The following is a 7354-nucleotide window of genomic DNA, read 5'->3' as shown; positions in this document are numbered from 1 at the left end:
AATAGAAATGCAACCCGAAACCATAATGTCAATAACCGGAAACAAACACTATCTAAAAATTTTCAATGCGGCATTTTGTATTTAAAATGGTATTAAAACCGATTACAATACCGAATTTCTGCATTTTCTTCTTCTCGAACAAATAAGAAAACCACACCCAAACAAAATTTATATTGATTGCCTTGTGATGGACATATTGCATTGGTTTCTGGACAGAATAGACAACAATGAAACCCCCAATAATATATCTGCGAAACTGAAAAGAAGGCACTTGCAAACCGTTGAGAATGCTAAAGATTATATGTTTAGCAATTTTTATGAAAATATTAGTTTAAGCGATATCGCCAATCATTGCAACATAAGTTTGTTCCATTTTAGTCGGATTTTCAAAGAAATTACCACTTATTCGCCCTATAACTTTTTACGCGATACCAGGCTGAGTAATGCGAAGCAATTACTAGAGACCTCTGATTTGCCAATAAATGAAATTTGTTTCCGGTCGGGATTCCAGAATGTAGAGAATTTCAATACCGCATTCAAAGACCGGTATCAATACACACCTTCCTATTTCAAAAAGAGCAAGAATTCATAAGTCGTTTAATTGGTTAGTAATCATCTTTGTATAATTATTGAATCAAAAAAAATATTTAAATGAATACGTTTTCAAAAGCACTAATCGCAGAAACAAAAAATGTAATTATCCCCGAAGAAGATGATTATTTCGCATCATTAATTGGTGAATGGAACTTTAAGTGGAACGACAACATTGGTACTCAACACGAATCCTGTTTTGATGGCAAATGGACATTCTCAAGAGTGTTGGAAGGACGTGGAATTCAAGATACTTTTGTTACGTCAAAGATTAATCCGGATACCGGAAAACCGGAAAAAGAATATGGTACTACTTTAAGAATTTATAACCCACAGAATAAAAACTGGGATATTTTTTACGGCTGTACGGGAGAAGCAGTACTTTTAACAGCGCACAAAGAAAAGGATGAAATTGTGCTTACCTGCGTTTATCCGCTTGGTTTTTCGATGAAATGGATTTTTTACGATATTAAGGAAAATTCCTTTAAATGGAAAAACGTAGTTTCCACTGATAATGGAAAAAGCTGGAAAACCAAAGCCAGGGCAGAGGAAGTAAACAGGGTTTTGTAATGAAAAATGAAAATAATGAACACGAAAGAGTACATCAAAGAGCTGAGTATTGTGATTGTAGGTATTCTGATTGCTCTTTGGATTAATAATATTTGGACAAGGCACGAAAAGCACACTACGCAAAAACAAGTATTAACGGTTATCCAAAACGAGCTGAACGATAATAAACAACAAACAAAAATAACGCTTGATAATCTAAATCAGTTGCTTGGCAATTTTGAGAAAATTCAGAAACTGGCCAGTACTTTGGGGTCTTATGATGTATCTATTAAATATACCGGTTCAAACCTGAAAAGTATCGGATACGAAACGGCAAAATATACCGGAATATTAAAAGATATTGATTACAAATTGATGTCTGAAATCGTTGAATATTATGAGATTCAAAAGGAGACAAAAGATTTGGAAACTTCGATTAGGGACGAAATATTTATATTCTTTAAGAATACTTCCCCAAAAAATATTGATTATCTGATTCTCAAAATTTCCAATTTAATTGAGAATATAAAAAACCTTGATGCTATACAAAATCAATTATCCGAAGAGTTAACAGAACATTTCGATGAAAGCAAATGATGAATTTCTCATAAAAAATATTAACGACAAGTAGAAACCTCGATTGTTTTGGCAGACAATACAACTCCGCAGAATTGGTTTAATCATATTGCATAAAACCTGACATCTAACGTATTAATTCCGTTTTATTTCATAAAAGCAACAACAAACTTGAAACTATCAGACAAAAGAAGAAATCTTGAATCTGGGAAAGATGGTTTATAAAGACTATCATAAAGAATCAACAACCAGACAAAGATTACAAATGAAAAAAAAGGGGAAGCAGAAAAGATGTCTAGTCCTGGAATACGGCTACAGGTTAAACTGGACTTGCAACAAAAAATAGGAAACAGAAGAGATGGGACAAATGGTTTTTAAGTGTATTGCTACAACTGCACAATTAAATAGTTTTCTGATTGCAAAATAATTTTCATTTTTGTAAAAAACTATCGGAACGAAATTGGAATCAAGCCAAAATATTAATCAGTTAATTAAAAAAATCTCTTTTGAAGAGGATGAACGCGCTTTTAAACAATTTTTTGATTTGTTTGCCGGGCGTCTTTATCAGTTTTCATTTTCTTTTGTAAAAAGTAAAGCGGTGGCCGAAGAAGTGGTATCCGATGTGTTCTTTAAGGTTTGGCTTAACCGCACGGAGCTGGTAAATATTCAAAACATAAAAGCTTACCTTTTTAAAGCTATCTACAATACTTCACTCAATTATCTGAGTGAAATGAAAAGGAAAAAGGCCATTTCACTTGATGATTTGGAGGTTGACTTGGGAGTTGACCTTATTTGCCCCGAAACTGAATTAATAAATAAAGAGTTAAAGTTTGTCATTGAGCAAGCCATTGAAAATTTACCTCCTCGCTGTAAAATGATATATAAACTGGCTAAAGTTGAGCAAATGAAATATAAGGAGATTGGCGAATTGCTCGATATTTCAGTAAAAACCATTAACCACCAGTTATCAATTGCGCTCAGGAAAATTGGTGAGGTAATAAAAAGTTATCTTAAAGATCAAGGCGATAGCTCTGGTTTTATGCTACTTTTTCAACTGTTTTTACCCTCTGTTTAAAAAAAATATCAATTTTTTCAATTTACCTTTAGGACATTCAAACAAATCTTCTGTTACAGGAGATATAAGAACATTTTGAATGAACGACGAAAAGATATGGGAAAATGTAGCGAATAAGGTTTCAGGCGAAGCAAATGAAGCTGATGAACAAGCATTTCAGGAATGGATTGTAACGGATTCAGAAAATAGAAAGATTTTTGATCGCCTGTTGCAAATCTGGCAGTACAACCCAAAACAAATTCATGATAACTCCGCTATTTACAGAAAATATCTTCATCGGAAACATCAGTTTGGAAATCGAAAAACGGCAAAACCGCTTGTTTACTACGCATTGCGCATATCGGCAGTATTATTTTTTCTGGTTACAACTACTTTTCTCGTCAATAGCATTTTAACATCTTCGGATAAAAAAATTGCTTATCAGGAAATAAATGTTCCAAAAGGAAGCCGTTCACATTTTAATTTGCCAGACGGGACTAAAGTCTGGCTATCGAATAATTCGAGCATAAAATATCCGTCTGAATTTAGAGGAGATTTTCGGGAACTGGAAATGAAGGGAGAGGCCTATTTTGATGTAACTCACAATGTTAAAAAGCCTTTTATTGTAAATATTGGCGACAACAGGATAAAAGTGTTGGGTACCCAATTTTCTGTTACGGCATACCCCGATGACAAACTGGTACGTGCCGATTTGGTAAAAGGAAAAATTCAGTTTGAAATTAAAAATGAGAAAGGTGGTTTTGATTCTTATATTCTAAAACCATCACATAGTTTAGTTTTAGATAGAACATCCGGGAAACTTTTTGAATCAAGGGTTCCGGATGGTTTCTACGATTATTGGCAGAAAGGCATTTATCGGTTCAGGAACGAAACCCTGGAAGATCTGGCTGTAAAAATTGACAGGATTTATAATACGCAGATTGTATTTGAAAATGAAAATCTTAAAACAAAAAGATTTAGTGGAACAATAAGCATTGATGACAATATCTTTACTTTTATTGAAGCGGTAAAAAGTACTTCCGTTGAACCCATAGAATACCGTTATAAAGAAAGAAAATTATATATAAACTTTAAAAAATAAACGTGCCTATGTAAAACAATGAACTAAAAAAGCGGAAAATGCGCCTACATTTCCCGCCATTCTCAGAAACCTAAGTTTCCTATTATTTAACAATAGCCAATTGATGAAAACTGGCTAAAGTCAACTTAACAACAACAAATGTATGAAAAAAATTAGATTACAGAGGGGGAGGTATGACTGCTCTCCAATTAGAAAATTATTGCTCATGGCAAAACTAACGATACTATTAATCCTAATCAGTTTTATGCAGATTTCTGCTAAAGTTTATGCGCAGGCCGGAAAACTTGATGTGAAAGTAAAAGATGTTTCAATACTCCAGGTTTTCGAAGAAATTGAGAGCAACAGTGACTACCGTTTTTTTTATGATAACGCTCAGGTAGATTTAACGAAAAAAGTCTCGATAGATACAAAACAGGAGGAACTGGGAAATGTATTAAACGAACTTTTTAAAGGAACAGATTTAACCTATCAGGTAAAAGACCGGTTGATTTTGGTACAGTCGAAAAATGCTGATACAAAAATTAGTGTTTCAAGTCAACAAAAATCTGTTTCAGGAACCGTTACCGACGAATCGGGCCAACCGCTGCCTGGAGTAACCGTTATTATAAAAGGGTCCACCCAGGGAACTGTTACCAATAACGATGGTAATTATATTATAAATAATATTCCCAATGGTGCTACACTACAATTTTCGTTTGTGGGAATGGAAACGCAGGAAGTTGAAGTAGGAAATCAATCTACAATCGATGTTTCAATGGGTGTTGATGCTATTGGGATTGAAGAGGTTGTTGCCATTGGTTACGGTGTGGTGAAAAAACGGGATCTTACAGGGGCTGTGTCAAAAGTTAAGGCAGATGAATTATCGGCAGTTCCGGTCTCCAGGGTTGATCAGGCACTACAGGGAAAATCGGCAGGTGTACAGGTTACTTCTACCAATGGTTCTCCCGGCGCAGGAACAACAATCCGTATCCGTGGGGGTAACTCTATTTCTGCATCGAATGAGCCACTATTCGTTGTTGACGGATTTATCGGGGCCGGGGATCTAAACACGATCAATCCAAATGATATTGAATCGGTGGAAATTTTAAAAGATGCTTCGGCAACTGCAATTTATGGAGCTCGAGGAGCCAATGGTGTAGTCTTAATAACAACAAAAAAAGGGAGTGATGGAGCAACAAAAGTCAACATCAATTCTTCGTATGGTTTTCAGGAATTGCCACGAGAAATCGAATTGTTGAACGGGCCACAACGGGCAGAATATGCAAACGAACAAAACACATACTTGGGACAAGAAATTCAATTCCCCGATATTTCAGCAGTTGCCAATACCAATTGGCAGAAAGAAGTGTCTCAGGTTGCTCCGATAGCCAATATGAATTTATCTATTAGTGGTGGGAATGAAAAAGCAAAATACTTTTTTTCATCAAACTATTTTGATCAAGAGGGTGTAATTCAGAATTCAGGCTATAAGAGGTATCAAACAAGATTAAATGTTGATTTGAAGCCTTTTAAATGGCTTTCGTTTGAAGCAAATATGAACCTTTCCCGTACCAATAAAAATAATAGCGCTGTAAGTTGGTACGATTTATTGAAGCAAGCCAAAACGCTTATGCCGGTCTATAATGAAGACGGAAGTTATGTCATTGAGGAACCTCTTAACGGGGAGTTGGTCGAGAATCCTGTTGCCGTAGTAAAAATGAAAAAAAATAATACCTACTTGACCCGGTTTCTCGGGAACTGGTCGGCAATTGCTTCATTTGAAAACGGTTTGACATTTAAATCTACTTTGGGGATTGACCTTACCAATTCAAAACAGAATCAGTATCAACCTGCAGCATTGCCAGTTCGAAGCAATCAGGAGAAAGGAGGATGGGCCAGGATTGATGCTGCATCCGGTATCGGTATACTGAACGAAAATACCATAAATTATTTAAAAGACTTTGGTGATCATAGTTTTGGTATTTTAGCCGGTGCCACTATCCAAACCTATCAAAATGAAAATTTCTGGGCAAAAGCTGAAGGTTTTACCAATGATGTTTTTGAATTTAATAAATTGAGTGCCGGTATCCCTGAATTAAGGGATATTGAGTCAGGCTTTAACGATTGGAGGATGGTGTCGTTCTTGAGCCGTGCAAACTATAGTTACAAAGGAAAATATCTATTCACAGCTTCTGTACGGCGCGATGGTTCGTCCAGACTGGCGGCCAATAACAAATGGGCTACTTTCCCTTCAGCCGCTTTTGCCTGGCGAGCAAGTGAAGAACCGTTCATCCAGGACCTTGACTATATTCATAATTTGAAATTCCGCTTAAGTTATGGGAAGACAGGAAACCAGGCAATTTCTACTTATTCAACTTTGGCAACACTTGCTGTAGCAAGCCATTGGTTTAAAGATGGGGCTGAAGTTCTCGGTTTCAGGCAGGGAAATATTCCAAATCCGGACTTAAAATGGGAAACAACCGATCAATATGATATTGGAGTTGATTTATCTGTGTTTAAAGGTAAATTGAGTCTTGAAGCTGATTATTATTATAAAAAAACCTATGATTTGCTTCTTAGTGTTGAGATACCGGGAACTACCGGTTATGGTTCCCGAATTAATAACGTAGGAGAAGTAAAAAATAAAGGAGCAGAATTTTTGGTAAGTGGCGTTATTTTCGATAACCGTGATTTTAAATGGAATGCTTCTGTAAATATCTCCTTTAACAGGAACGAGGCAGTTGACCTCGCTACCGACAATGGTTATCGCAAACTTTCTGATGCTGTTTATTTGTTTGAAGGAGAACCTGCTTCGGTATTCTATGGATTGAAATACGAGGGTGTTTGGAAAGATCAGGCAGAGATTGATGCAAACCCTAATGGATATGTAAGTCGTGCAGGTTATTATACTCCAGGATTCCCGAAGTATAAGGATGTAAATGAAAACGGTACGCTTGACGGATTTGGTGATTATGAGATTATCGGCAACCCGCAACCAAAATTTTTTGGTGGCTTCAGTAGTAAATTAAGCTATAAACGATTTGATCTTGACATGTACTTTAACGGGAGTTATGGCAACGATATCCTTAACCCTTTCTCAACGAGACTGTTTTTTGGAGGATTTGCAACGAATATCTCTAAGGATGCCCTAAACCGGTGGACCGAAACCAATACCCATTCAAATATTCCAAGAGCGGGGGCTTACCCGTCAGCAAATGTAAATACCTCGGAATATTCTATTTGTGTGCGTGATGGCTCTTTTCTACGGTTACAAACTTTAAGGTTTACTTATAACATTCCAACTCAAGGTATAAGTTGGTTAAACCGGGCTTCGGTTTATTTCGCCGGAAGTAACTTATGGCTGTTGACCAATTATAAATATGGTTATGATCCTGAAGTAAATACAGCTGGGACAAACCCGGTACAGCGAGGTATTGATAACTACGGTTATCCTCAAAACAGGAGTTATGTAATTGGGGTTAATTTAGAATTTTAAAATTATT

Annotated in this window: 6 protein-coding genes; all 6 read left to right on the top strand. The window is 36.1% G+C overall.

Annotation, left to right across the window (positions count from 1 at the left end):
* Positions 1-187: 187 nt before the first annotated feature.
* The 6 genes from K5G00_RS18315 (at position 188) to K5G00_RS18290 (ending at position 7347) form a co-directional block, all read left to right on the top strand.
* Complete coding sequence (locus tag K5G00_RS18315; RefSeq protein WP_238767639.1) at positions 188-592, top strand: helix-turn-helix transcriptional regulator; 405 nt, start codon at positions 188-190, stop codon at positions 590-592.
* 59 nt (positions 593-651) lie between these two features.
* Entirely contained in the window at positions 652-1161 is a 510-nt protein-coding gene (locus K5G00_RS18310) for a hypothetical protein (RefSeq protein ID WP_238767638.1), read from the top strand.
* Between the two features lie 15 nt (positions 1162-1176).
* Positions 1177-1737, top strand: coding sequence for a hypothetical protein (locus K5G00_RS18305; protein ID WP_238767637.1), 561 nt, complete (start codon positions 1177-1179; stop codon positions 1735-1737).
* A gap of 439 nt (positions 1738-2176) precedes the next feature.
* Complete coding sequence (locus K5G00_RS18300) at positions 2177-2791, top strand: RNA polymerase sigma-70 factor (protein WP_238767636.1); 615 nt, start codon at positions 2177-2179, stop codon at positions 2789-2791.
* Positions 2792-2870: 79 nt separating this feature from the next.
* Complete coding sequence (locus tag K5G00_RS18295) at positions 2871-3872, top strand: FecR family protein (protein WP_238767635.1); 1002 nt, start codon at positions 2871-2873, stop codon at positions 3870-3872.
* A gap of 205 nt (positions 3873-4077) precedes the next feature.
* On the top strand, positions 4078-7347 hold the full coding sequence (locus K5G00_RS18290) for a TonB-dependent receptor (RefSeq protein WP_238767634.1): 3270 nt from the start codon (positions 4078-4080) through the stop codon (positions 7345-7347).
* The last annotated feature ends 7 nt before the right edge of the window (positions 7348-7354 follow it).

The sequence above is a fragment of the Maribellus maritimus genome (assembly GCF_022267315.1).
GTDB lineage: Bacteria > Bacteroidota > Bacteroidia > Bacteroidales > Prolixibacteraceae > Draconibacterium > Draconibacterium maritimum.
The sequence above is the reverse complement of the archived record's forward strand: the minus strand, read 5'-3'. Positions and strand labels throughout refer to the sequence as shown.